The 24,636-nt window shown below is 66.2% G+C and carries 18 protein-coding genes; 11 read left to right on the top strand and 7 right to left on the bottom strand.

Features of this window, described 5'->3' with window-relative positions:
• Positions 1 to 130: 130 nt before the first annotated feature.
• Positions 131 to 562, bottom strand: a complete 432-nt coding sequence (locus ACWEO2_RS23010; protein ID WP_452407194.1) for a hypothetical protein — start codon at positions 560 to 562, stop codon at positions 131 to 133.
• 141 nt (positions 563 to 703) lie between these two features.
• Between ACWEO2_RS23010 and ACWEO2_RS23005 the strand changes: the two genes are divergently transcribed.
• Positions 704 to 1,108, top strand: coding sequence for a hypothetical protein (locus ACWEO2_RS23005; RefSeq protein WP_452407193.1), 405 nt, complete (start codon positions 704 to 706; stop codon positions 1,106 to 1,108).
• Between the two features lie 237 nt (positions 1,109 to 1,345).
• On the opposite strand, the gene ACWEO2_RS23000 is transcribed toward ACWEO2_RS23005, so the two are convergent.
• From ACWEO2_RS23000 to ACWEO2_RS22975, 6 genes are all read right to left on the bottom strand, one after another.
• Positions 1,346 to 1,906, bottom strand: a complete 561-nt coding sequence (locus tag ACWEO2_RS23000; protein ID WP_452407192.1) for a phosphoribosyltransferase — start codon at positions 1,904 to 1,906, stop codon at positions 1,346 to 1,348.
• 230 nt (positions 1,907 to 2,136) lie between these two features.
• Entirely contained in the window at positions 2,137 to 2,742 is a 606-nt protein-coding gene (locus ACWEO2_RS22995; protein ID WP_452407191.1) for an Rv1733c family protein, read from the bottom strand.
• Between the two features lie 442 nt (positions 2,743 to 3,184).
• Positions 3,185 to 3,664 (bottom strand): N-acetyltransferase family protein, encoded by a 480-nt coding sequence (locus ACWEO2_RS22990; protein ID WP_452407190.1) that lies wholly within the window; start codon positions 3,662 to 3,664, stop codon positions 3,185 to 3,187.
• Between the two features lie 451 nt (positions 3,665 to 4,115).
• The gene (locus ACWEO2_RS22985; RefSeq protein WP_452407189.1) at positions 4,116 to 4,643 is read right to left on the bottom strand and encodes a flavodoxin domain-containing protein; all 528 of its coding nucleotides are present in this window, start codon (positions 4,641 to 4,643) and stop codon (positions 4,116 to 4,118) included.
• A 185-nt stretch (positions 4,644 to 4,828) separates the two neighbouring features.
• A complete protein-coding gene (locus ACWEO2_RS22980) occupies positions 4,829 to 5,083 on the bottom strand; it encodes a hypothetical protein (RefSeq protein WP_452407188.1) in 255 nt (84 codons plus the stop codon).
• A gap of 505 nt (positions 5,084 to 5,588) precedes the next feature.
• Positions 5,589 to 6,806 carry a PucR family transcriptional regulator gene (locus ACWEO2_RS22975; protein ID WP_452407187.1) on the bottom strand — a complete coding sequence of 406 codons (1,218 nt, stop codon included), beginning with the start codon at positions 6,804 to 6,806 and terminating at the stop codon, positions 5,589 to 5,591.
• 826 nt (positions 6,807 to 7,632) lie between these two features.
• Between ACWEO2_RS22975 and ACWEO2_RS22970 the strand changes: the two genes are divergently transcribed.
• From ACWEO2_RS22970 to ACWEO2_RS22925, 10 genes are all read left to right on the top strand, one after another.
• On the top strand, positions 7,633 to 7,896 hold the full coding sequence (locus ACWEO2_RS22970) for an acyl carrier protein (protein WP_354957644.1): 264 nt from the start codon (positions 7,633 to 7,635) through the stop codon (positions 7,894 to 7,896).
• Positions 7,897 to 7,899: 3 nt separating this feature from the next.
• The gene (locus ACWEO2_RS22965; RefSeq protein ID WP_452407186.1) at positions 7,900 to 13,908 is read left to right on the top strand and encodes an aminotransferase class III-fold pyridoxal phosphate-dependent enzyme; all 6,009 of its coding nucleotides are present in this window, start codon (positions 7,900 to 7,902) and stop codon (positions 13,906 to 13,908) included.
• Positions 13,905 to 14,804 carry a hypothetical protein gene (locus ACWEO2_RS22960; RefSeq protein WP_452407185.1) on the top strand — a complete coding sequence of 300 codons (900 nt, stop codon included), beginning with the start codon at positions 13,905 to 13,907 and terminating at the stop codon, positions 14,802 to 14,804. Before ACWEO2_RS22965 ends, ACWEO2_RS22960 begins: the two co-directional genes overlap by 4 nt.
• Positions 14,801 to 15,055, top strand: a complete 255-nt coding sequence (locus tag ACWEO2_RS22955) for an acyl carrier protein (RefSeq protein ID WP_452407184.1) — start codon at positions 14,801 to 14,803, stop codon at positions 15,053 to 15,055. Before ACWEO2_RS22960 ends, ACWEO2_RS22955 begins: the two co-directional genes overlap by 4 nt.
• 2 nt (positions 15,056 to 15,057) lie before the next feature.
• The gene (locus tag ACWEO2_RS22950; RefSeq protein ID WP_452407183.1) at positions 15,058 to 16,773 is read left to right on the top strand and encodes a fatty acyl-AMP ligase; all 1,716 of its coding nucleotides are present in this window, start codon (positions 15,058 to 15,060) and stop codon (positions 16,771 to 16,773) included.
• Positions 16,770 to 18,161 (top strand): cytochrome P450, encoded by a 1,392-nt coding sequence (locus tag ACWEO2_RS22945; protein WP_452407182.1) that lies wholly within the window; start codon positions 16,770 to 16,772, stop codon positions 18,159 to 18,161. The genes ACWEO2_RS22950 and ACWEO2_RS22945 overlap by 4 nt, the downstream gene beginning before the upstream one ends.
• Positions 18,162 to 18,310: 149 nt before the next feature.
• Positions 18,311 to 21,055 (top strand): PEP/pyruvate-binding domain-containing protein, encoded by a 2,745-nt coding sequence (locus ACWEO2_RS22940; protein WP_452407181.1) that lies wholly within the window; start codon positions 18,311 to 18,313, stop codon positions 21,053 to 21,055.
• Positions 21,052 to 22,383, top strand: coding sequence for an aminotransferase class I/II-fold pyridoxal phosphate-dependent enzyme (locus tag ACWEO2_RS22935; protein WP_452407180.1), 1,332 nt, complete (start codon positions 21,052 to 21,054; stop codon positions 22,381 to 22,383). The genes ACWEO2_RS22940 and ACWEO2_RS22935 overlap by 4 nt, the downstream gene beginning before the upstream one ends.
• Before the next feature lies 1 nt (position 22,384).
• Positions 22,385 to 23,788 (top strand): nucleotidyltransferase domain-containing protein, encoded by a 1,404-nt coding sequence (locus tag ACWEO2_RS22930; protein WP_452407179.1) that lies wholly within the window; start codon positions 22,385 to 22,387, stop codon positions 23,786 to 23,788.
• 146 nt (positions 23,789 to 23,934) lie between these two features.
• Positions 23,935 to 24,636, top strand: coding sequence for an HAD family hydrolase (locus ACWEO2_RS22925; RefSeq protein WP_452407178.1), 702 nt, complete (start codon positions 23,935 to 23,937; stop codon positions 24,634 to 24,636).

Below are 24,636 nucleotides of genomic sequence, written 5' to 3'. Positions count from 1 at the left end.
CGAGTTCGTGCGGCGCGGCGTCGTGCACCAGTGCACCGGTCACGGCGGGCGCAGGAAACCCAGCAATTCCCCAACGTCACGCTGGCGAATCAGCGCCGCCAGAAGCCTCGCGGTGCGGTCGCGGCACGCACTATAGGGCGATTCGATGCTCGTCCGCGCCTGCCAATTCGATCACCACGATCGGATCGGTCAACGGCATCCGCACCCGTGGAAATGCCGCCTGGTAGACCGCTGCCGCTTCTTCGTGTTCCAGCGAATCCGGTTGTGCCACATGGCCCGTGCTGCGATGCCACCGGCCATCCAGCAACACCGAAAGTGGCCGGGGTGTGCGGAAGTTGCGCCACCATGTCTTTGTGTCAGCGCGACCGACCCGGACGACGACGCTGTCGCCCATGCGGGCATACGACACTGGTAGGGCGATATGACGCCCCGAAAGCCGCGCTTGATAGCGCAGCTGGCACAGGTTGTTGCCCAGCCCGAGGGCGAGCGGGGAGCGCAGTGCCGACAAGATCGCGGATGCGTCGAACTCCTGTTCCTGATACCGACTCGTGCTGGTTGTCATGTCTCAATGATCCTGCCGTCGCATGGTGCGAAGGCAGGACCGAATGGCACCGGTCAGGTAGTCCTTTGTCCCTGAGAATTACCCTGGTGGCCCCGAGACCAGGCCATGACGGTATCGGCCATCCCTCGGACCCTGATTGCCGTGTTCGACATCGCACCGATGCGTTCCGAGACCTGGGAGACAGCCGCGATGGTATCTCGCGGTGGCGAACCGATCTGGCGGGCGACCGGCTCGCCGATATCCAGGCGTAAGACACTGCTGATCATCGGCGGCGACGACAACGTCGTGTTCGAGTTCGATCAGCTCGCACAAGCACTGATGCGGTGCGAAACCGCGTTCGCCGTCGTATCCGGCGCGCCACCCGTCTCGGGCGATCTTCGCGTGCTCGGCGCGTCATCTGGAAGGGATGCGAAAGCCCTCCACTCGATCGTCAAAGGTCCCTACCCCTGCAGGGTATGGATAGCGCAGGATCAACTTCATCGTGATACCGCGATAGCTGCGGACCGGCCATCATGCCGACTCGGAGCTCCCGGAAAGAGAAAATGATGACATGAATCCCATACAAATGCTGTGTCATTGGATGTGCAGCCTGATGGGCGGCTGTCCGATGATGGGCAACCCGATGTAATAAGTCGCTGTGTTCGGCAGCCGCGCCACGTTGCCGCTGCGGCGAGCGAGCTGGTAGAGCTGCATAGCCGGTCGCGGTCGGGCCGCTATCGACGCCATCATCTACAGCGGGCGCACGACTTCGTCTACCTCACCGATCTGTCGGCCGTTGAGCGGTCAAGTCGAGTTGGTTGGCGGCGCTGAGACATCCGCGGTGGCCCGACGTAGCAATTCGGCTCCGGCGGCCCGGTGCAGCAGCGCGAGGACCTCGTCGTCGGAGGGGCGACGGAACAGCGAATACCATTCGCCGGCGGTGGAAAGACTCGGCGGTGTCCGCAGGCAGATCACGTCATCGGCCACCCCGGAAAGTTCGGTCACTACGGCGCTTGTGCCTACCGGGGCGGCCAAGACGATCCGCCCGGCACCGTGGACCTTGACTATCTGGCAGGCGGCTCTAGCGGGGGCACCGCTGACGATTGCGTCGACCACGATGACCGCGGTACGCCGGGTCAACGGAATGCGCGGACACCCTTCCCGAACTCTGCGGAGCTGAGTGTGCAGCATCTTGCGCTCTTGCAGGTCTATCGCTGCCATCTGCGCGGCGGTCACCCCGCTACGAGCGACTGCGGCGTCATCGATCACCCGGACACCGTCCTCACCGATTGCGCCGAACGCGACTTCCGGCCGATACGGGACCCTGAGCTCGCGCACCACGATCACATCCAACGGCGCATTCAAAGCACGTGCAACCTCGAATGCGACCGGAACACCGCTCGGCGCCAGGCCGAGAACCACAATGTCTTGCCCTCGCAGGGACCCCAGGCGCATCCCCAGTTGCCGTCCTGCATCGAACCGATCGATGAACACCATCGCAATACTTCCTGTTCGATCTATCCAGATTCCGGTTCAGGGCACGCCCATCGATAGGTCCTGATGTCGCCGATGCGAGAGTCGTTGCCCCGAGGTCGTCACCGCCGATCGCTGCCGGTCTGCCATCCGGTCTCCCGCCATTCTCGTTCCCAGCCGGCCCGACGTCGAGCGCCCAATGCCCACACAACGAACGCGACCAGGGCCAGGACGGCGCCCCAGATTTCGACCAGAACGGCCAGGCCGACTTCGATCCCGTTGCCGACGGCGACACCGGACCGCTGCGGCGGACCGGTTGGAGTGCCGTCCGGGGCGAGCCACACCGTGACCGCATCGCCGCGGGTCGCCGTATCCGGGACCGTAATCGTCGCCGTACCGGATCGGCCGTCCTGATTCCAGCGCACCGGCGCTTCGGAGTGGCTGTCGGTCATCGTCGACCGCGCCGACACCGTCGCGGTGTGCTTCGATTCGCCCGAAATCGTGCCCGTGACAGCGACTTTCGTCGAATTGTCGGAGCTGATCCGCGCCGCCGCCGCGGTATAGCCCGCGGTCCCCGCCGCACCCGCGATCGGAATGGCGACCAGCATCGCGACAGCGGCCAGCATCCAGACCAGCGCCTCGAATCGATCCGACGCCCGCATCAGCGGACTGGTATTCCACGGTCGCGTCCGCCAGATACGGACCGACAGCGACGGGTACCGCGACACCCGGATCACCTCTTCTCGACGGCACCGCCACTTTGGTGAATTCGTGGCTGGCTGCCTGGTTCGAGCATCTCGCTCGGCGCCGTCGCGGAGCAGAGACAAAGGTCACCGCGTTAGCGAGTCCTGTGGCCCTCGCATCCGAGGTCACAGGCCCATCGCCCGCGTGTCGTCGTCGGCTGCCCGGCGCAGCCGTGCGAGCCGAGTTTCATTCGGGCCCAGCCCGGGGTCCGGTGCATCGTGCGCCATATCGCACGTCTCCCGACGAGATCTGCTCCGCTCGAGCAAGGACGACACCATTGTCGAGGCCGAGATCGGCGCCCTATGCGGGCAGCAGCAAAGTATGGACCATCGACGTGGCATCCGACCGACGCAGGCCACATCGCTCCCGTGGAGCACGTGTCATCGGCACCGATCCGAGTCGTATCCGCGGATCGGTGGCGGGCCGTCAGAGTTGGATGCCGACTCGCGCGATACCGTTGTGGCAGTAGGCCGACACCGGAAGGTTTGCGGCGGCGACCAACCGCATCAGCCTGGTATTCGCCGGAATCAGTTCGGCGACAAATCGTTCGACGCCGCGTTCACGCGCGAGTCGCGCCAGGCGGTGCAGGAGTTCGAGGCTATATGCGCCTATCCGGCCGTCCTGATCGGGAGCGATGGTTATGGCTAACTCGGCCGTCCTGGTCGTCCCGAGCACGATGAAGTTGCCCAGGCCGACGATCCGGTCGTCGACGAAGGCACCGAGCGCACAGTGCGCAGGATCGCGCACGACGAGGGCGCGCGCGACATTGGGTAACTCGGTCGGGCGCGGCTCGAGAATTCGGAAGAGGCTGTCCTTATCGGGCATCCCGGCGTGCAGATCCGCGACGGCGGCGGCATCGGCGGGGCCGAGCGGGCGGACGGTGCAGGTTTCGGTCGAGCTGATCATGCAGTGGTCTCCGAGCCGAGTCGAATAGCTTTCTAGAGCATCTCTGAACGGAGTCGGATCCGAATGGGGCCGAAGGTCCCCAATCGAGGACCGAACAGCACTGCTGGTCGTCCGGGCGTTCGGCGGGATCCGCGCTCGAACGATGGCGCCGCTCCGCGGTTCGGGTGACCATGACGGGGCAATGGGCGTGCTGCACAAGGAAATTGGATATAGGGCCGAGCAACCGGCAGGTGCAAGCCGCCCGCCGACCATGATCCATTGCGCGTTATCCGTCATATCGTCGAGCGTCGGGCGATAGTTCGGTCGATATGGGCCTTACGCCCGGTCCCGAAAGTCCATGCTCACTGGCCGCCGATCGCGGCTGGTGCGACCGGACAGTGTGATGGCGGGTGCGGTCTTTGCAGAGGCGCGCTCGGCGCACCGGTTGTCGTCGGTCCGGCCGAGGTCGGCCTCAGAATTGATGCGCGATCCGGTCGGACCCGGTATGTGCGAGGCGTTCGCCCCAAGCGCGAGCGCATTCCAACGCGCCTGCGGCCAATGGTCCGGTGACGCCGTCGACCGAGAAGTCCACCGGCTCGTCGACGAGTTCATAACCCAAGTGCCGCAATCGCTTACCGACACTGCGGGCGGCCGACCCCGGCAACCACGATGGCTTCACGGCCTTGGTGCCGAAGGCTGCGGCCTGGGTACCCGGCACTACCGGCAGCGCCCGGTCGAGCCATTCTCGGATGCCGATCTCGACCGGGACCAGCGCGTCGGTCGCTTGCGCAGCATCACGGCGGGTCCGGGGTCGGCTGAGCCCGAGCATATGCGTCGGCCCGCCCACCACCAACAGATCCGCAGTTGGCTGGGGCAGCTCCGCGGCGGCCGCCACGTTGAGCAACTCCACGGTGGCGTACTCGCTGAGCCCCTGAGCGATGGCGGCGGCGATGGCGGCGGTGTTGCCGAACATCGATTCGTAGATGACCCGCGCCAGCATGTCGGTCTCCTCGTACTGCGGAAAGCTGGGTGAAGGTGATGTCAACGCTACGGGCGGACGGTGCCGCCGAACAGGGCCGAACCGACGCTCAGCGGGGGACCTTCGGACATCCGAGGGAGTTCGCGATGACTTTCGGCCGTCGCGTCGGAGTCTGCGGCGCACAATGCTGGAACGGTGAGCGGAGATCAGCCGCGGCGAGCGAGTCGGCGCAGGCGTTCGTGCTCGAGGACGAACACTGTGACGCTGGTGATGAAGCACAGTGCGGTGATAATGGCCCCGAGAGCGGCCCAGCCCGCGAATCCATAGCCTGCCGCGGTGAGGGTGGATGCCAGGCCCACAACTCCGGCGATGAAAAGCACGATACCGGGGATGTTGTATGGATCGGCGAGGCTTTCGCCGGGCTTGCTGTGGTACGGCTCGCCGGATGTCCTGTCGCTCACGGTATTTCCTCCAGTGTCGGTTGAGATCGGGCCGCGGCGGGGCGGTTTCGCCGCGGCCCATCGATCACCCTGCCCGCGGGGAGCCCGTGCGGGCAGGGGCGTTGGTCCTGTGGGAATCGGACCAAGGTCATATTTCTGGCCGACCCGGTCCACATCAGCGAGCCGCAATGCGTCCGAACTCGCCACATAGTCGCCCGTTTCGACTCGGACCTCACGAAATATCCTGGGCGTGAGCGTCTCTCGAACTCGGAGCCGATCGCCACGGTCGAAGATCCCGGCATCACCGGCGTGCGACCTTCGGGGCGGGTCGGCGATACCTCCGGGGTGGTGGGACTTCGTGCACGAATCCCGGGTCGACCTGGCGCAACTATGCGGCAGCGTGTTCTTGCTCATCGTCGGTGCGGGCGCCTACTCGGCCGACGCCGCGCTGGGCCGGGGCACTGCTTCCTGATATACCGCGCGATGGTCCGCCGGGCGACCCCCGCGCTCGCCCGGTGGGCCGGCATCAGGTGCGGTATGTGCGCGCGACCAGGGCCGAGCGTAGGTACCAGAGCCCGGACGGCTGGGACGGATCGAATCCGGTGAGCTGTCCGATGCGCTTGAGCCGGTAGTCGACGGTATTGGTGTGCACGTGCAGGACCCGGGCGGTGCGCTGGCGGTTGAGGTTGTTGCCGATATGGCGTTGCAGGGTCTCCAGCAGTTCGGGGTGTTCGTCGAGGGGATCGAGCAGCGAGCCGAGGTATGCACGGCCTGGACCGGGCCGGGTGAGCTGGTATTCGAGGGCGAGTTCGTCGAAGTGATACAGCCCGGCCACTGCCTGCAGCCGCTGCACCATATCGAGCAGCTCATGCGCCTGGTCGGCCGCGTTCGGAATCTGTTCCGGCGTTGCCTCGACCATTGTCACGGTGATCCCGACCTGCGCGGCGTGCGACATGCGCGTCACCAGAGCTTCGAGCTGATCGTTGTCGAATTGCGTCGCGGGGATCAGCACGGTGCCGCCGTCCACGCTGAGCAGCGACAGCGCGCTGGCACCGCATCGGGTCGCGAGTTCGGCCTGCAGGCGACGCAGCTTGCGCCGGGCCACCACCTGGGCGTCGAGCATCGGATTGTGCTCATCACGATGGGGCGGAATGGCAACGGCGAGAACGCTATAGGACTCGGCGATGGCGATCCCGCATTCGCGTGCCATGGTCGAGGTGCTGTGCCCGCCGAGCAGCGCCGAGGTGAGGGTGTGCACAGCGGTGTGGTGCTCGCTGACGGCCGCGCGCAGCTCCCGGACATAGGCGACCGAGATCGCCGAGGTGAGCTTGTCCAGCAGTGCGATGACCATCTTCGCGCCGTCGACGAGATTGTCGTAGTCCTTCGTCGTCGCCTTGGACACCACCAGGTCGAGGCCCATCTGGAAGCCCTCATGGATGGAATGCAGGATGGTGTCGATCGGCACGCCCTCGCGGGCCCACCCGGCGGCGTGGTCCTCGAGCCGCCGCACCTTTTCCGGGATGTCCCTACCGTCCAGCATGCTGACCGCAATCTCGAGGCAGACGCGGGTGCTGGCGGTGAAATCGCCGGTGATCGCTTCGCCCGGCATCGTCGCGCACGGGATGACGTTGTCGACGAAGTGGCCGACCATCTGCCGCGACAGCGCGCGGACGTCCTTGAGTGGCGACGACATCGGCTTACCCGAGAGGGTCAGAGTCGGCCGGGTCGAGTGGTCGACGGACATAGGCGACTCCTTTGGCCCCGATGTTGCTGTGTGGCGTATTCACACTAACTGTCCGAGGTCGGCCATGGACCGGTTCGCTCGGTTCTGTGAGAGTGCGCTAGCCCGGCCGGGATGCCCTTGTGACCGGTCACAGTGTTTCAGAGGAGCTACCGACGAGTAATGAGAGCCGTCACATCCGTGGATCGGACCAAAAGTTAGCCGGGAGTCCGGGCCGTGCGGGCGCCGTGCGACATGACGTAAAAATGGGGTTACGTGACTTTGCATTCAGCGCGGAATGTGTTAGCGCCCAATGCAAAACAAAAATACCGATGAGTTGGTTTGGAATCTCCGCTGTCCGCTCAGTGAACCGGGCGTGAACAGCGCATTTATTGGAAATTGATCCAGTCATCCGGTGGTGCGGCCGAATTGATGAATTATCTGTGACGTTGAATCGCGGATTGTGTTGTCTCAGACGGGGACTCGTTAGGCCCCCTTTTTGGTGGGTACGCGTGGGTCTCGTGCACTTTGCCGAGTCAGATTAGCGAAACAGTTGCTAACGGCTTGAACCGGCTGTGCTGCAAGGCTATTGACATTGCCAGCTGCAAATCGGCGGTGTACAGATGTGTGCATGCGCCGCTGTGATTGCTAACAGTTGTGCACATGGACGAGATATTGGACGTGACAGTCCCGATTGCCGTATCGGAGGGCAAGTGAGCGCAGTCTCGACTGGCGTTGAATTCCGCAGTGACCAGCAAGGATTCATGATCTGTTCGGTGGAGTCCGCGGTCTCGGGCTGCGTTGCGCGCATGGCGGACGCGGCAGGTTCGAGCGCGACGGAGGGTGAGTGATGACCGGGTTGAACCATGTTGACGAGCAGGTGCGCGAACTCTTTTCGCGAGGGCTGCGGGTGTCCGAGATCGATGTGAATACGCCGTTGCTGGATTATGGCTTGGACTCGGTACGGTCGGCCGAACTCGTCATCGAACTCGAGCGCACCTTCGGCATCGAGATCTCCGACGAGGAGGCCGCGGCGCTGCACACCGCCCGCGACGTAATCGACTGTGTGGTAGCCAAGTCCGCCGCGAATCGGCACTCGGGTATCGGAGCGTAGGCCTTGTCCGCAAGCGTTATGTTTCGGGAACAAATAAATACTGCTGCCATTGTTTCCGAACACGAATTATTCGAAGATTTCGCACGGTACAACCGTCCGGGGCTGGCTCGGCTGCTGCGTGCGTGCCATCTGGATCTGGTGTACACGGGCGCCGAAAGTGACTACCTGATCCGCCCCGATGGTGCACGGGTATTGGATCTGGTCAGCGGTTTCGGGGCGGCGCTGTTCGGGCACAACCATCCGGCGCTGGTGCGGGTGGCGACCGCGCGGCTCAATCAGCAGACCCCGTTCGTCGCCCAGGGCAGCGTCCGGCCCGGAGCCGCGCGGCTGGCTCGTCGGCTCTCGGCGGCGGTGGCGGCCAGCACCGGCCGTGAGTACGTGGTGACCTTCGGATCGACCGGTGCGGATGCGGTCGAGGCGGCGATCCGGCACGCGGCCGTCGCGCATGCGCGTGCGCTCGGCGAGCTGGAGACCGAACTGCGCCGCACATTGCGCCGGGTTCGGCGCGACGGTCTGCACGATGTGCGTCCGATCGCCATGGCCGACAATCGATCCGGTGCCACCGGCGACGACGGCCGTTCGGTCGCGGAGATTCTTGCCGAATCGCTGCGTGAGATCGATGAACTACGCCGTCGCGGACCGGTTTTCGTCTCGCTGGCCGGAGCCTTCCACGGCAAGACGGCCGGTGCGTTCGCGCTGACCGAGCAGGCCGATACCCCGGCGGATCTGGTGGTGCGGGGTCCGCAGCGGCGCAGGCTCGACACCTGGGAGCCGGACGAGGTCGCCGCGGCGTTCACCGAGGAACTGCGACCGATATGCCGGATCACCTTCGACGGCACCGGTCGGCCGGTCCGGTCGTGGACCCGGATCTCGCCGATCGCGGCGATATTCGCCGAGCCGATCCAGGGCGAGGGCGGTGTCCGCGAAGTTCCCGCGGCAACCCTGCGCGCATTGCGCGGTTTGGCCGATCTGCACACGGCGGCGCTGGTTTTCGACGAGATCCAGTGCGGCATGGGCCGCACCGGAACCTTCCTCGCGTCGACGCCCTCGGGGGTCGCGGCGGACTACTACCTGCTCTCGAAATCGCTGGGCGGCGGCTTGGTGAAGATCTCCGCCCTATTGGTCGACCGGCAGCACTCCATCGCCGATTTCGGCCGCTACCACACCTCGACCTTCGCCGATGACGACCTGTCCTGCGCTGTCGCCGATGCCGCGCTGGACCTGCTGCGGGACAACCAGATCCGCATTTCCGACACCGGCGCGCACCTGCGGTCCCGGCTCGATGCGGTGGCGCGACGCTGGCCGAAGGAGATCGTCGCGGTCCGCGGTCGCGGGCTGCTGCAGGGCATCGAACTAGCGCCGCTGGAACCGGCATCGGCACTGCTGCGCGAGATCTGCGATCCGGAGATGTTCGGATACGTGGTGGCAGGCTATCTGCTGCACACCCACCAGATCCGTATGCTGCCAACGCTTTCCGCGCCGACCACGCTGCGCATCCAGCCCTCGGCTTTCCTCGCCGATGCAGAGCTGGACCGGCTGGCGGCGGCACTCGACGATCTCGCCGCACTGCTGCACCGCGGCGACTACCCGCGACTGCTCGCGCATCTGGCCGCACCGGTAACCACGAATTGGCCGGTGCCGGAATATAAGTCGCCGTCGCGACGGCGCACCAACGAGGTCGCGCGCGACTGGAGCGCCCCGCCCCGGGTGGTCTTCCTCGCCAATCTGCCCGATGCCGCGGATCTGCGCAGATTCGCACCGGAACTGACCGAATGGTCCGACGGTCAGTTCGCCGCAATGTTCGAACGGCTGCGCGGGGTGGCCGAACCCTTCGAACTGACCAGGCAGATTGTCACGTCGCCGACCGGCGCCGCGGTCGAGGTCTGTTTGATCGCGGTGCCGATCTCGGCCGAACAGATCATCGAATGCCAGCGTGCCGGGCATCGGGCCTGGCTGCGCGATCTGGTACTGGAGGCGGTGGAGCAGGCGATCGCCCTGGGCGCCACCGTGATCGGGCTCGGCGGCTACACCTCGATCGTCACCAACGCCTCGCGCGATGTCGTGGAGGACACCGTCAAGGTGACCTCGGGCAATTCGCTCACCGCGGCCTGCGCCTTCGAGGTGGTCCGGGCCGAACTCGCCCGCCTCGAACCGGGGCAGCGACGGGTCGGAATCCTCGGCGCGCTGGGCAATATCGGCGCGGTGATGGCGGAACTGCTCGCGCCGCTGGCGGATTCGGTGACCCTGGTCGGGCGCGCCGGATCGGCGTCGCGGCTGAAACGGGTCGCATCCGCGCTGCCCGGCGCGGTGACGGTCAGTGAGGACCTGACCGCGCTGCGCACCTGCCGCATCGTCCTCACCGCCACCAATTCGGCCGTGCCCGTGGTCACCGCCGAGCGGCTGGCCGCCGACCATCCGGTGCTCGTGGTCGATCTCGCGGTCCCCGGCGATGTGGATCCCGCGGTGTCCCACCAACCGAATATCACCCTGGTCTCCGGCGGGCGCATGGCGCTGCCGCTCGGCCAGACACCTCCATTTCCCGAAACCGGGCTGCCCGCCGGGGTGGTCTACGCCTGCATGGCCGAAACCATTCTGCTCGGTTTCGAACCGCGCACGGCGAGTCCGTCCTATGGCGGCCTGACCGCGGCAGGTGTGCGCGCCGCGCACGATCTGGCCGCCCGTCATGATGTGCGCCCGGTTCTGCTTCCGACAGGAGCTCCCACCGTGTCCGAAACTCCCACCGCAGCCACACCTGCCCCGATGTTCCTCGGCGCGGCCGATTTCGCCCCGGACCGCGCCGGTGGCAAGGCGGGCACGCTGCACGAATTGATCGTCGCCGGATTCGAGGTCCCGCCCGGCTTCGTCGTCACCGCCGATCTCGATCTGGCCCGGGTCTCCGACGAGGACCTGAGCGGCTGGGTGCGCGCACTGGGCGGATTCCCGGTCGCCGCGCGCTCGAGTGGTGTGCTCGAAGACCTCGATGACGCCAGCTTCGCCGGTCAGTACGAGTCCTATCTCGACATCACCGATGTCGCGGCCCTGCGCGGATTTATCGGGCAGTGCCGAGAGTCGGTGCACAACGAGCGAGTTCGCACCTATCTGGCCAGGCACGGGTACCGCGAGGCAGGCGCCTCGGTGGCCGTGCTGGTGCAGCGCATGGTCGAGGCCCGCTGTGCCGGAGTGGGTTTCAGCATCGATGCGCTCACCGGCATCGAAGACAATGCGGTCGTCGAAGCGTGCAACGGTCTAGGCGAACGACTCGTCTCCGGACATGTCACGCCGACCAGGTACACGCTGCGGCTGTTCGACGGTTCGGTGGTCGAGCGGGTGGCGGGCGATGAGGATGTGGCGTTGAATGCCAGCGCCACTGCCGAACTCGCCGCGCTCATGCTCGCGGTACAGGCGCACCGGCACCGTCCGCAGGACATCGAATGGGCCATCGACGGCGACGGAAAGCTGTGGCTGCTGCAGGCGCGGGCCATTACCGCAATCACCTGGCGCACCGATATCGACCAGTTCTCCGATGCCGATCTGCGTGACGGCGGCGTCTCGGCGCGGGTCTGCACGCCGATGATGTTCTCGTTGTACGACAACGCCTTCCAGCATTCGATGCAGCAGTTCATGGAGCGGTTGAAGCTGACCGAACCCGGTGTGGAGCCGGACTGGATGGCCATGTGCTACGGCCGCGCCTACTGGAATGTCAGCGCGGTCAAGCAGTGCTTCTTCCGCATTCCCGGTTTCGACGAACAGCATTTCGATGATGACCTCGGCGTGCTCAACGACTACGGCCCCAACGGACCGCACCGCACCCCGACCAATGCCAAGACCATCGCCAAGGCGCTGCCAGCGGCGTTGGCCGTGCCTAAGAGCTACCAGGATCAGTTGGCCGCGGTCGACGCATTCGCGGCCGAATGGCCCGCGAAGCACGCGGTATGGCGCGAGCGGGTTCGAGAACTGCCGCGGACCGATGCGGCCACTTTCGTCGCCGATCTGGCGGACTGCCTGCTGACCTTCCACGCCAACACCGAGCGCGCCTACTTCACCACCATCTACAACAACTCCAGCGTGCAGACCGACTTCAAGCAGCTGCTCGACAAGGTCGACGCCGCGACCGGTGTGACTACCTCGGCGATAGATCTGATGGGCGGGCTCGCCGATATCAGCCATATGCAGCTGCAGCGCGGCATTGTCGAATTGCACCGGGTGGCAAGCGCGCACGGACTCGACAGTCCCGAGTGGACGGAGGCCATCGACGCCTTCCTGGACGAGCAGGGTTTTCACGCCGATGCGGAGCTGGATCTGACCAGCCCGCGCTGGTCGGAGGAGCCCGAGCGGGTGCGATCGATGATCGCGGTCATGCTCGAACACGGCACCGCGCCAGCGGATCCCGATGTGACGCTGGTGGATCAGCGCAAACGCTACGAGGACGAACTGGCCGCGGTGCGGGCTCGGGTGCGGGCCAAGCCGCTGGCGCGGGTGAAGCACGCCAAGGCGCTGGACAAGCAGGTCGATCGGATGCGGCGGTATCTGGTCGCGCGTGAACGCATGCGGGAGTTCTCCTCGCAGTGCTATGCCATCGTGCGCGCCTATGTCGTCGAGGCCGGGGTGCGGCTCGCCGCGGCGGGCACGCTCGAGCAGGCCGACGATGTGTTCCAGCTGTCCATCCACGAGCTGAGCGATCTCGCGGCCGGACGGGTGGAGAGCGCCACGCTCGCACCCCAGATCGCCTACCGCCGTGCCGTTTACGCGGGCTATCGGGATCTGGTGCCGCCGCATGAGCTCGGCGGTGGTGTCACGGTGGGCGCGGTCCGCGAGATCGGCGACGGCGATCTGACCGGACTCGGGTGCAGTCCGGGTGTCGCGGAGGGCACCGCTCGGGTGATCACCTCGCTGGCCGATATCGATCAGCTGCGCGAGGGCGACATTCTCGTCACCCGGTTCACCGATCCGGGGTGGACGCCAGCGCTCGGATTGGTCGCCGCCGTGGTGACCGAGGTCGGCGGGATGCTCTCACATGCCGCGGTCATCGGGCGGGAGTACGGAATTCCGGCGGTGCTCAATGTTGCCGGTGCGACGACGGCGCTGCGCTCCGGACAGCGGATCCGGGTCGATGGCGGTACCGGAGTCATCAGTGTGCTGGAGGCTGCGGTCTCCGCCGAGGCAGCGCCGGTTGCGCTGGTGTCCGCCAGCGGCGACCACGAGCAAATCCTCGCGGCCGCCGTCCCGGAACCGGAGCCGTCGCGGGAGCGTCCGGTACCCGCCGAACCACCGGTCCCGCAGTCGGATGAGCCCGCGGGTGCGGTGCCATTGCGGCCCGCGCAGCCCGAACAACAACTCCAACCCCCGGAGCATCCGCGTCCGGCGGCCAGCAGAACGGATGAACCACTGAGTGCACGCAAGCGCCTGATCTGCATCGCCGGTGCCGACGGATCGGGTAAGACGACCCAGGTGGCCCGCATCGCCGCGGAATTCGAGGCACAGGGCCAAAGCGTTGCCGCCGTGACCATTTGGGACGCATTCCTCGATCCGAAGGTCTCCTCGAAACTGCCCTGGCGCAGTCCGGCCGAGATCTACGGTTACCTGAAGCTGCTGTCTCCGCTGAGCCGGGCGCACTTCCTGTTCCACGCCATGCAGCTGTCCTTCGATCTGGCCGCCGAGCGCGGCGCGGACATCCTGCTGGCAAATGCCTACTGGTACAAGTACTTCGCCACCGAGGTCGCCCACGGCGGCGATGCGATGGTGCTGCGCAAGCTGGCGGCCGGTTTCCCGGAACCCGACCGCACCTTCTACCTCTCGGTGCGTCCGGAGGATGCGCTGGGGCGCAAGCAGTTGCGCAGCGACTACGAAAGCGGCTACGGCGACGAAGCGACCTTCCTGGAATTCCAGCGTCGCAGCCACGACGCATTGGAGGCCCTGTCGGCGGAGTTCGGCTGGATCCGCCTGGACGGCACCGCCGCCCCGGCCGAGATCACCAGGGCCGTACTCGCCCAACTGCGGGAGGACGACCGGTGAGCACCGAAACAGTATTGCGCGGCGATTCGCTGGGAGCCGACGCTCGGGCGACGGGCCGGGCCCGCCGTGTCGCGATCGTCGGCATCGATGGCGCTGGCAAATCCTCGGTGCTGGCACGATTGCGCGAATTGGTACCGGCCACCGGCTCTTTCGCCTCGATGACCTGCCCGGACTTCCACAACACCAGGAATGTGCCGCTGACCGAGCTGTCCGAGCAGCTCAAGGCCTTCAGCGTCGGATGTGACGAAATCGCCAGCCTGGAGATGAAGGCCACGGCGATGTATCTGCAGATGACGCTGTTCGGACCGGTGGAGCGGCATTTCCTGAACACCTGGTCGCCGGATGTGCTGGTCTTCGAACGGCATCCGCTGATCGAACTGCTGGTCTACGGACCGCTGTATGTCGCACTGGCCCGCCCGGAATGGAACGGTCACGACCGCGCGGCGGACATCGCGGCCGTACTGGATCGCCACCGGCCGGGCACCTTCGATGACATCCTGGCCTGGCAGCGGTCCGAATCCACCCGTCTGGGCAGCTCCCCGGATATCTGGGATCTGCTCTCGGAAATCGCGGATCTGGTGCGCCGGGACGTGACCGAATCGGTCCCCGGCTTCGCCGACCGGTTCCGCACCACACTGCCCGATGCGGTGCTCTGGCTGGACGCACCGCCGGAACAGGCTGCGGCTCGGTGTGCGCAACGTTCGGGGGACGGGCCGAAGGAGGCCCACGAAACCGCAGAGCGGCTCGGAGCCCTGCGTGACGGATATCTACAGGTGCGCGACACCCTCGCGGCGGCCTTCCCCGAAGTGGAATTCCACCGCATCGACACCGCCGACGGCGTCGACCTGGAGGAGTCGGTGCGCGCCTGCGTGACGGAAGGGAAGTTGCTCGGATGAGTACACAGGCAGGCACCCCGGCCACCGCGATCGAGGCCCGGGTGCGCGCCATTGTCGGTGAGGTGCTGTGGGTTTCGGCGGACGATATCGACTCCGCCGCCCAACTGATCGACTACGGACTGGATTCGCCGACGGCCATCGAGCTGACCATTCAGCTGGAGCAGGCGTTCGGCATCAGCATTCCGGAAGACGCTGCAGCACAGTTGAATACGGTCGGCGAGATCGTGCAGTACGTGCGGGGTGAGCAGTGACGGTGCCGACTCCCCAGCATCCGACGATCGTGCACGCGCTGCTGGCCAATGCCGAGCGTGCCGCCGCTGGTCCCTCGACGATCTTCGTTCCGGAGCGTGGCGGTGACGGCTCCGGCGGCGAAACCGCCTGGCGCCATGATGATCTCGCGGCCGCGGCAGGACGCAGCGCGGCCGCATTGGCCGCCGCGGGAGTCGAGCCGGGGGATCGGGTGATGCTGTGCCTGCCCACCTCGCCGGAGTTCGTCACCGCATTTTTCGGCGCGCTGCTACTCGGTGCGGTGCCGACCGCGGTGGCGACGCCGGGTGGTTTCGGTTCGGCGGATATCTTCCGGGACAAGTTCACTCGGCTGGTCGCCTATCTGGAACCAGCGGCGGTGGTCGCGACATCTTCGGTGCTCGCTGGGGGAGCACTGCCGGATGCCGTGGCGGCCATCGACGGCGATGTGCTGCACGCCATGGCCGGTACGGTGGATGCGCCCGCGCTGGCCCCCAGACTTCCCGAGCCGGGGGATCTGGCCTTCATCCAGGCGACCTCCGGGTCGACCGGAACACCGAAGGGGGTGCAGGTCACCCACGCCAATCTTGCGGCCAACTGCGAACAGATCGCCGGGGTCGCCTCGATGGGGCCGGGTGACACCTGGGTCGGCTGGTTGCCGCTGCACCACGATATGGGGCTGATCGGCGGATTCCTGACACCAGTGTTCCGTGGCTTCGATGCGGTGTTGATGCCGCCGAGCCGGTTCCTGCGCAGTCCAGGGGATTGGCTGCGCGCGGTCAGCCGGTATCGCGGAACGATCACGGCGGCACCGAATTTCGCCTACGGGTATGCCGCGGCCCGGATCACCGATGCCGAACTCGCCGGCGTCGACCTGTCGACCTGGCGATTCCTGTTCTGTGGTGCGGAGCCCATCCATCCGCCGACCGTCCAGCGATTCGTCGACCGATTCGCTGCGTGGGGGCTGCCGAAGGACGCGCTGGTGCCGTGCTACGGAATGGCCGAGGCCTCCCTTGCGGTCACGGTCAACCGCCCGCACGCGCCGATCGCCTACGACGCGATATCGCGCCGTGCGCTCACCGGAAACGGTGTGGCCCTCGATATTCCGCAGGACGATCCCGACGCGATGCACATCGTCGACTGCGGCGCACCGCTGCCGGGCACCGAGGTTCGCATTGTGGCCGAGGACGGCGCGATCTGCGGTGCGGATATCGTCGGCCGCATCCAGTTCCGCGGTCCCTCCATGACCATCGGCTACTTCCGGCTGCCCGCGGAGACCGCGGCCGCCACCAGCGACGGCTGGTGGGACACCGGCGATATCGGCTACCTTCGCGATGGCAGGTTGCGCATTACCGGCAGGCATAAGGACCTGATCATCATCCGCGGCGCGAACTACCTGCCTACCGATTTCGAGCTCGCCGCGCAGGAAGTCGCGGGCGTTCGATTGGGCGGTGTCGCCGCGGTCGGTCATGCCGATACCCAGGGGCTTTCGGAGGAACTGCACCTGATCGTCGAATCGGCTGCCGACGACGACGAACACGATGCGCTGCGGCGCGCCGTGCGCGTGGCGGTGAGCAAGCGCACCGGTGTGTTGCCCGCCGGTGTTCGGGTGGTGCCGCCGCGCAGCATCCCGAAAACCACCAGCGGCAAGGTACAGCGCGCGGAGGCCCGGCGACTGTTCCTGGTCGAGGCAGATCTGGTCGGCGCCGGGGGAGCGGCATGAGCGAAGGTGGCCGTCGGCTCGCCGGTCCGACGCTGCGGCATCCGCTCGGCGCGTATCCGGACTACCGCGCCGATCCGCTCGCGCTGTTCTACAAGCAGGCGGTCGCGCACGGCGGCAGCGTCCGGCTGCGCCTGGTGCACCAGCAACTGCACCTGCTGGTGGAGCCGGACCATATCAACCAGGTGCTGGTCACCAATGCGGCCAAATACGAGAAGGGGATCAGCTACCAGAGCCTGAACCATCTGCTCGGACCCGGCCTGCTCACCAGCGGCGGCGAACTGTGGAAGCGTCAGCGTGCCTTGATCAAACCGGCCTTCTCGCGTCGCCATGTCGATACCGAGATTCCTCTGATGCAGCAGTGCGGGCAGCGGATGCTGGACCGGCTCGACGGCTATGCGGCCAGCGGTACGGCCTTCGACCTGGTTCCCGAGGTAATGGGCTTCGCAGCCGATGTGGTGTGCCGTGCGGTCCTGGGCGCCGATATCGACGGCGTGCTGCCGCAGATCGAAGACGATGTGCGCGAGGGTGTTTCGTGGGTGATGCGGCATATGTCCGCACCCATCCAGGTGCCACCGAGCGTGCCGACTCCGGCCAATCGGCGCTTCCAAGGTGTGCTCGAAAGGCTGCATCGCGTGGTGGACAGCGTGATCCAGCGGCATCGGGCCGCCGAGGTCGACGCGACGTCCCTGCTGGCGCGGCTGCTCGCGGCGCGCGATGACGCCGGACACGCCATGGACGATGAGCAACTGCGACACGAGGTGCTCACCTTCCTGCTTGCCGGACACGAGACGACCGGCGGTGCGATGGCGTGGACGATCTACGAACTGTGCCGCAACCCGGCCGTGCTCGCCCGCGTGCGTGATGAAGTCGATGTCGCGCTGGCGCTGACCGATGATGTCGGCCGCGCGCTGCCCGCGCTGGAGTTGACCGGTCGTGCGATCGATGAGGCGATGCGCCTGCACCCACCCGCGTGGGCGTTCAGCCGCACCGCACTGGAGCCGGACAGTTTCGACCGCTTCGATCTGCGACCGGGCGCGATCGTGGTGATCAGCCCGTTCGTGAATCACCGACTTCCCGAATTCTGGGATTCCCCACTGACCTTCGATCCCGACCGGTTCACCAAGGAACAGACCAAGGCCCGCCCGCCGTTCCGCTACTTCCCGTTCGGCTGGGGCGCACATCTGTGCGTCGGCCAGCATATGGCGCTGACGGAGGTGCGGGTAGGCATCGCGATGTTGTTGGCCCGCTACGACATCGAACTCGTCAACGGCATGCGGGTGCGGGAGAACCCCGAGATCTCCAATACCCCCGATCCGGTACTGGTGCGGCTCACCCGGCGTGCGCCCGCCACGCCGACGGCCGAGTCCATGCAGGAGGCCGCCCAATGAGCACAGCATCGCACGGCGATTCGATGAGGGGTGGTGGCCGGGTGTCGGGTGGGCGCACAGCTTCGCACAACGATTCGATGAGGGGTGGTGGCCGGGTGACGGGTGGGCGTACAGCTTCGCACAACGATTCGATGAGAGGCGGTGACCAGGTGGCAGCTGAGCCCGGAGCAGCCGTCGGCGCAACAGTCCGCGACATCGCACTGGCCGCCGATGCCACGCTGACGACCCAGGTCGGCGCCAAGGCGGCGAACCTCGCCAGGCTGGTAGCGGCCGGATATCGGGTGCCCCCCTTCGTGGTGCTCAGCTCCGCGGCCTGCGCTCGCATACTCGAGCCGATCCGCGGATCCATTGCCGCGGAACTCGATTCGCTCGACCACACCGATCCGGCCGCGCTGCGTGCGGTGTCGGCGCAGATCCGCGCGCTCATTCTCGCCACGGCGATACCCGCGGATATCCGAACCGAACTCGACGCAGATGTCAGCGAAATCGTCGATCGCACGCCGCAGTCCGGTGCCCGGCTGGCCGTACGCTCCTCGGTGAGCGGTGAGGATTCGGCGACCGATTCCTTCGCGGGTCAGCTCGATACGCTGCTGAATATCGCTCCCGCGGAGGTATCCGGGGCGGTGCTGGAGGTGCTCGCCTCCGCGTATTCGGAGCGGTCGCTGTTCTACCGGGCGCACCGCGGTCTGGACAACGCTGAGATCGGCTGTGCTGTCCTGATTCAGGTGCTGGTCGACAGTGCGGTATCCGGTGTCGTCTTCAGCTGCAATCCGCAGACCGGCGATCCGGCCGAGGCCGTGGTCTCTGCCGCGCTCGGACTCGGGGAAGGGGTGGTCGCCGGAATCGTCGAGTGCGACACCTATTTCGTCGATACCGCCGCGCGCACGATCGTGTCCCGTTCGGTCGCCGAGAAGCAGAGCAGAGTGGTGGTCGCCGCCGATGGTTCCGGCACGGTCATCGAACAGATGACCGCTGTCACCGAGCAAGCCCTCACCGACGCGCGAGTGGTCGAACTCGTCGACACCGCGATGGCACTGGCCGAAACCTTCGGCACCCCACAGGATGTCGAATGGGCCTATGACGCTGGCGGGGCGCTGTACCTGCTCCAGGCTCGTCCGATCACCGCGACGGGCGCGCGCGAAACCATCTTCGACAACGTCAATGTGGCCGAGTCCTACCCTGGCCTGTCCACCCCGCTCACCTTTTCCATCCTGCGCAATGCCTACGAACAGGTATTCCGGGCCTGCCACAGGGACTTCGGCGCGAGCGACGCGATCGTCGACCGCAATGCCGCGAGCCTGTACCCGTATCTGGTCGGCACCGCCCACGGCCGCATCTACTACAACATCAGCAACTGGTACCGGCTGTTCCTCCAGATTCCGGGCATGGAGTTCGCCATCGAGGGCTGGGAGGCGGCCCTCAATATCGAGAACCGCTATCAGCGTCCTGCCGCACCGAAGCGCGGACTGGCACGGGCGAAGATGTATCTGCTCCGGCTGCGCATCGCCGCCATTATCACCGTCGGCTGGTTGCGCCTGCCGCGCCGACTGCGCGCGTTCTTCACCGAACTGCAGTCCTTCACCGCCGACCTGGACCGCCGCCTCGCCCCGGATACGCCGGAGCGGGAACGGGATCCGGAGGCGCTGCTGGAGTGGATGGAGCGCTGCCTGCACGAACTGGTGCCCGCCTATGCCGTGCAGATCTTCAATGACTTCCTGGCCCAGCAGATGTTCCACGTTGTCGGACTGCTGCTGGAACGCGAAGGTCTCACCGAGACGGCCGCTATTACACTGCGCAACGAATTGTTCTGCGGCGAAGAGGGGGTCGACAGCGTCGACCCGGTGCGCTCCGCACTCGCTTTGACCGCCACGGTCCGGTCCGATGCCGCGCTGCGCGAACTGTTCGAGGGTCCGCTGGAGCCGCAGGAAGTGTGGAAAGCTCTGGCGCAAAGCGGATTCGCCGAATTTCGTGCGGCCTGCCTGCGCCATATCGCGCTATTCGGCGACCGCACCGTCGATGAGCTGAAGCTGGAGACCGACCCGCTGGGCGAACATCCGGAGCGGCTGGTGCCGATGCTGCGCAACTATCTGCGTGGCGGTCAGAACATCGACGAGATGGCGGCGCGCGAGAAGCTGATCCGGCGCGAGGCCGAGGCCACCGCGGCGGCACTGTTCCGCGGAAAGTTCGTGCAGCGGATGGCATTCCGGTTCGCACTCGGCCGTGCGCGCGAGCATGTCAAGCAGCGCGAGAATATGCGCCTTGGCCGCAGCCGCTCATTCGGCCTGGTGAAGCGGGTGTTCCGCGAATACGGCAGGCAAATGCACACGGCGGGACTGCTCGACGATCCGCGCGATATCTTCTGGCTCACCTACGAGGAGATCGCGGCACTGACCCGGGGCACCGCCATCGATACCGATGCCGCGCGCACCGTGGCCACCCGCAAACGCGACCACGAGCGCTGGCGCACCGAGGAGTTGCCGACACGGATCGTCACGGCAGGCATCGCGGCCGTCGGCATCAACGATCCGTCCTTCGAACATCCGGCCCCGACCGGCGATTCCGGCAGTGTGCTACACGGAATCGGCTGCGCGCCGGGCCGAGTCGAGGCTCCGGCATTGGTGCTGACCACACCGGAGCCGGATGTGGTCGTCGACGGGCAGATCCTGGTGGCCGCCAGCACCGATCCCGGTTGGGTCTTCCTGATGGTGGCCGCAGGGGGACTGGTCAGCGAGAAGGGCAGTCCGCTCTCGCACACCGCCATTATCGGCCGCGAACTCGGCATCCCCACCGTCGTCGGCGTTCCGGGCGTCACCCGCCTGGTCGCCAGCGGGGATGTGCTGATTCTCGACGGCAAGGCCGGAACCGCAACCATCGTTCAGGAACACAGCTCATGACTTCCACTGCGGCCGTCCCGCACCAGACCGGTGCCGGGCACGGCGAGAACTTCAGCCTCGAACATTATCTCGATCCCGCCGCACACACCTTCGAACAGCGCTTCGAGGAGTTCCGGCCCTACGTCGCGAATGCGCGCGGCACCGGATTCGTGCTGCGCGAGATCACCGGACCGGCCGGACCCGTCGTGCAGGTGCGCGATCCCGACGGCGGTGCGGTCCGCGACCTGATCATGCTGGGCTCGAACAACTACCTGGGGCTCGGCAATGAACCCGAGATCGTCGAGGCCGCCGTCCGCGCCATCCGGGAATTCGGTGTCGGCCACGGTGGACCGCCGCTGCTGAACGGCACCACCTCGGTGCATCGGCGACTCGAGGAACGTCTCGCCGAAACCAAGGGCTGCGAATCAGCGCTGGTCTTCTCCTCCGGCTATGCCGCCAATGTCGGCTGGGTGACCGGTCTGCTGCGCAATGGCGACATCCTGCTCTACGACGAGCAGAGCCACGCCAGCCTCTACGACGGCATCCAGCTCGGCCGGGTCCGCTCGATGGCCTTCGACCACAATGACCTTCGGCATCTGCGGCACCGGCTGATGCAGATCCGCTGGCGCAATCCGGGCGCGAATATCGTGGTCGCCGTCGAGGGCGTGTACTCGATGGACGGTGATATCGCGCCGCTGCCGGAGATCCGGGCGCTGTGCGATTCGTTCGGAGCCTGGCTGGCCATCGACGACGCACACGGCACCGGTGTCCTCGGTGCGAAAGGTCATGGCACCGCCGAACATTTCGGCATGGGGCCCGGATCGGTCGAGCTCTATATGGGGACGTTCTCGAAGGTGTTCGCCACCACCGGCGGCTTCGTCGCCGGTTCCAAGGATCTGGTCGATACGCTGCGCTTCTTCGCGCGGTCCTACATGTTCTCGGCATCGCTGGCGCCCGCGGTGGTCGCCTCGGTGCTCGCCGCCATCGATTTCATCGACGCGCATCCCGAGCGCATCCGCCAATTGCATGACAATGTCGACTATTTCGTGCGGGAACTGCGGCGAATGGGGTTCGCGGTCGATCCGCAGACCGCGATCATTCCGATTCTCGTGCCGCAGCATCTGGCCGTTGCCGAGGTGGTGGCCGCGCTGCACGCCGAGGGCGTCTTCGTCAATGGCGTCGAATTCCCGGCCGTGCCACGCGAACAGCAGCGACTGCGGGTCAGCATGATGGCCACCCTCAGCCGGGAGCAGTTGGATTTCGCGCTGACGAAGATCTCGACCGTTGCCCGCCGTTTCGGCTTCCATCCCGAACAGATCGGCACCACCGAATACGAAGGAATCCGCTGATATGACCGGAACCGAGATTGCCGCTGGTGCAACGGCTTCCGAACGCCTGCTGGTGCACGCCGCACTGGCCGAGCCGAGCCCGGACGAGCGGTCGCAATTGGCGAAGCTCGCCCATGAGATCACCAATTGGGCCGAGGTTTTCGAGCTGGCGAAGGTCAATGCGACCGTCCCGCTGGTGCAGCGCCGCCTGGAATCCGAAAACCTCTACGAGCTGGTACCCGAATTGGTGCGCGCGCATTTCGCGGGCGTGACCGACCACATTGCCGCCGTCAACGATCGGCGTCTGGCCGGTGCCCTCGAGCTGTTGCGCCGCTTCGACGAACGCGGTGTGCGCTGTGTCGTGCTCAAGGGCATGCTGTTCTCGACGGAGATCTATCACGACCCGCGCTATAAGCGCATGAACGACCTCGACATCCTCGTCGAACTCGACCAGGTCGACACTGTCATCGAGATCTATCGGGAGCTCGGACTTTTCGCGACCTCAGAACTGCTCGGCAAGGCGCCCAAGGTACGCGCCGAACGCTCCCACCACCTGCCGTCGTTCGTCTCCCGTGACGGTGCGCTGGTCGTCGGCACGCACTGGGGCCTGATCACCCCGTTGGCCCCGTACACCATCGACTACACCGCCATCTGGAACCGGGTGCGGCGCATCGACTTCTACGGTGTGCCCGCCTGGGCCATGTCACACGAGGACAACCTGCACCACCTCGGCATCCACCTGCCCTACTACAAGACCGGTGTGCGCGAACTCGCCGATATCTGGAATCTGGCGCGCCATGCGACCGGTCTCGACTACGACCTGCTCGCCGGTGAAATCGCCAAGGCGGGCAGCGAAAACCTGATGTACCACGCCCTTTCGCTGGCCGATCGGCTCGTCCCGGTCCCCGAATTCGCGGCTCTGGTCGGCTGGATCGCCCCGAAGGTCAACCGCTTCACCCGCTATGACACCGCGCGCAAGACCGCCGATATCCACGCTCTGCTGCGCAGCCGCTCCACCCACACCTCGCGCATCGAGAAGGCCTATACCGAATTCAATATGACCGCGGTCGCTGCGGAGAAGCGCGGCAGCTTCGCGCGGCTGTGGTCTGATCTGCTGCTGGTGCCCGGCGCGGAGGCGCGCAAGATGAGTTCGCTGCGCGACCCATCGGCGCTATCCGACCTCGGCGCGCGGATCGCTGCTCCGTACCGCCTGACCCGGGTATTCCAGCGTGACCTCGGCCGCTGGCTGTTTCCGGCGGCTCTGGCCAAGACGGTCTTCGATCTCGGTGCCGCCTATGGTTCGGAACTGGCGAGCCGGGCGGGCATCGGTACGAGCGCGGCCGAGCGTCCCGGCATTGATGAATACGCGGCGCAGCTCGGCCTGACCCGAGACGATCTGCAAGCGGTTCTGGACAGCCAGGAATGAATACAGCGTCGCGCAGCGACCCCATGAGGGGTGGTGGTCGGGTGGCGGGTGGGCGTACAGCGTCGCGCAGCGACCCGATGAGGGGTGGCGGTCGGGCGGCGGATGGGCACACAGCATCGCAAAGAGGCGGGTCCGGATATCGGACGGTGCTGTGGGACCTGGACGGCACCCTGGTGCGACTGCACCGGCGCCGGTTCAAAACGCTCATGCCGCTGGCAGCCGCACGAGTATTCCGCGAGTTGACCCCGCGGCATCGGTTTCTGCGTGTCCTCTACGGCGTGCTGAAGCAAGTGCGCGCCAACGACACCGAGCACACCAATACCGAACTCATGGTGCGACTGCTCGCCGACCGGCTCGGCCTCGCACCAGATGCCGTCGCGGCGCAACTGAAGACCTTGGCGGAGACGGGCTTTCCGCGCCTGCGGCAGTGCTTTCCGCCCGAGCCGTGGGCGCTGGATACGGTGACCCGGCTCCGGGAGACGGGCACCGTGCAGGTGATCGCGACCAATCCGCTGTGGCCGGACAGCACGGTCGTCACCCGGCTGGGTTGGGGCGGCTACGACCCGTCCGTCTTCACCTTTCGCACTAGCGGCGAGAATATGCGCCGTTCGAAGCCACGCATCGAGTTCTACCGAGAACTGCTGGCTCGGCTCGGCGCGGAGCCGGGGGAGTGCGTGATGATCGGCAATGACGCCGCCAATGATGCGCCAGCGGCGCGAATCGGGATCCCTGTCTTTCTAGTGAATGTGCCGGAATCGGCTGTCCCGCAAGACTGTTCGGCTACCGGTCTAGTAAGCACCGGGGGTTGGCCTCGGCTGCGCGAGTGGCTGGGCATCGAGGAGGATTAA

Source organism: Nocardia sp. NPDC004278 (assembly GCF_053602975.1).
The sequence above is the reverse complement of the archived record's forward strand: the minus strand, read 5'-3'. Positions and strand labels throughout refer to the sequence as shown.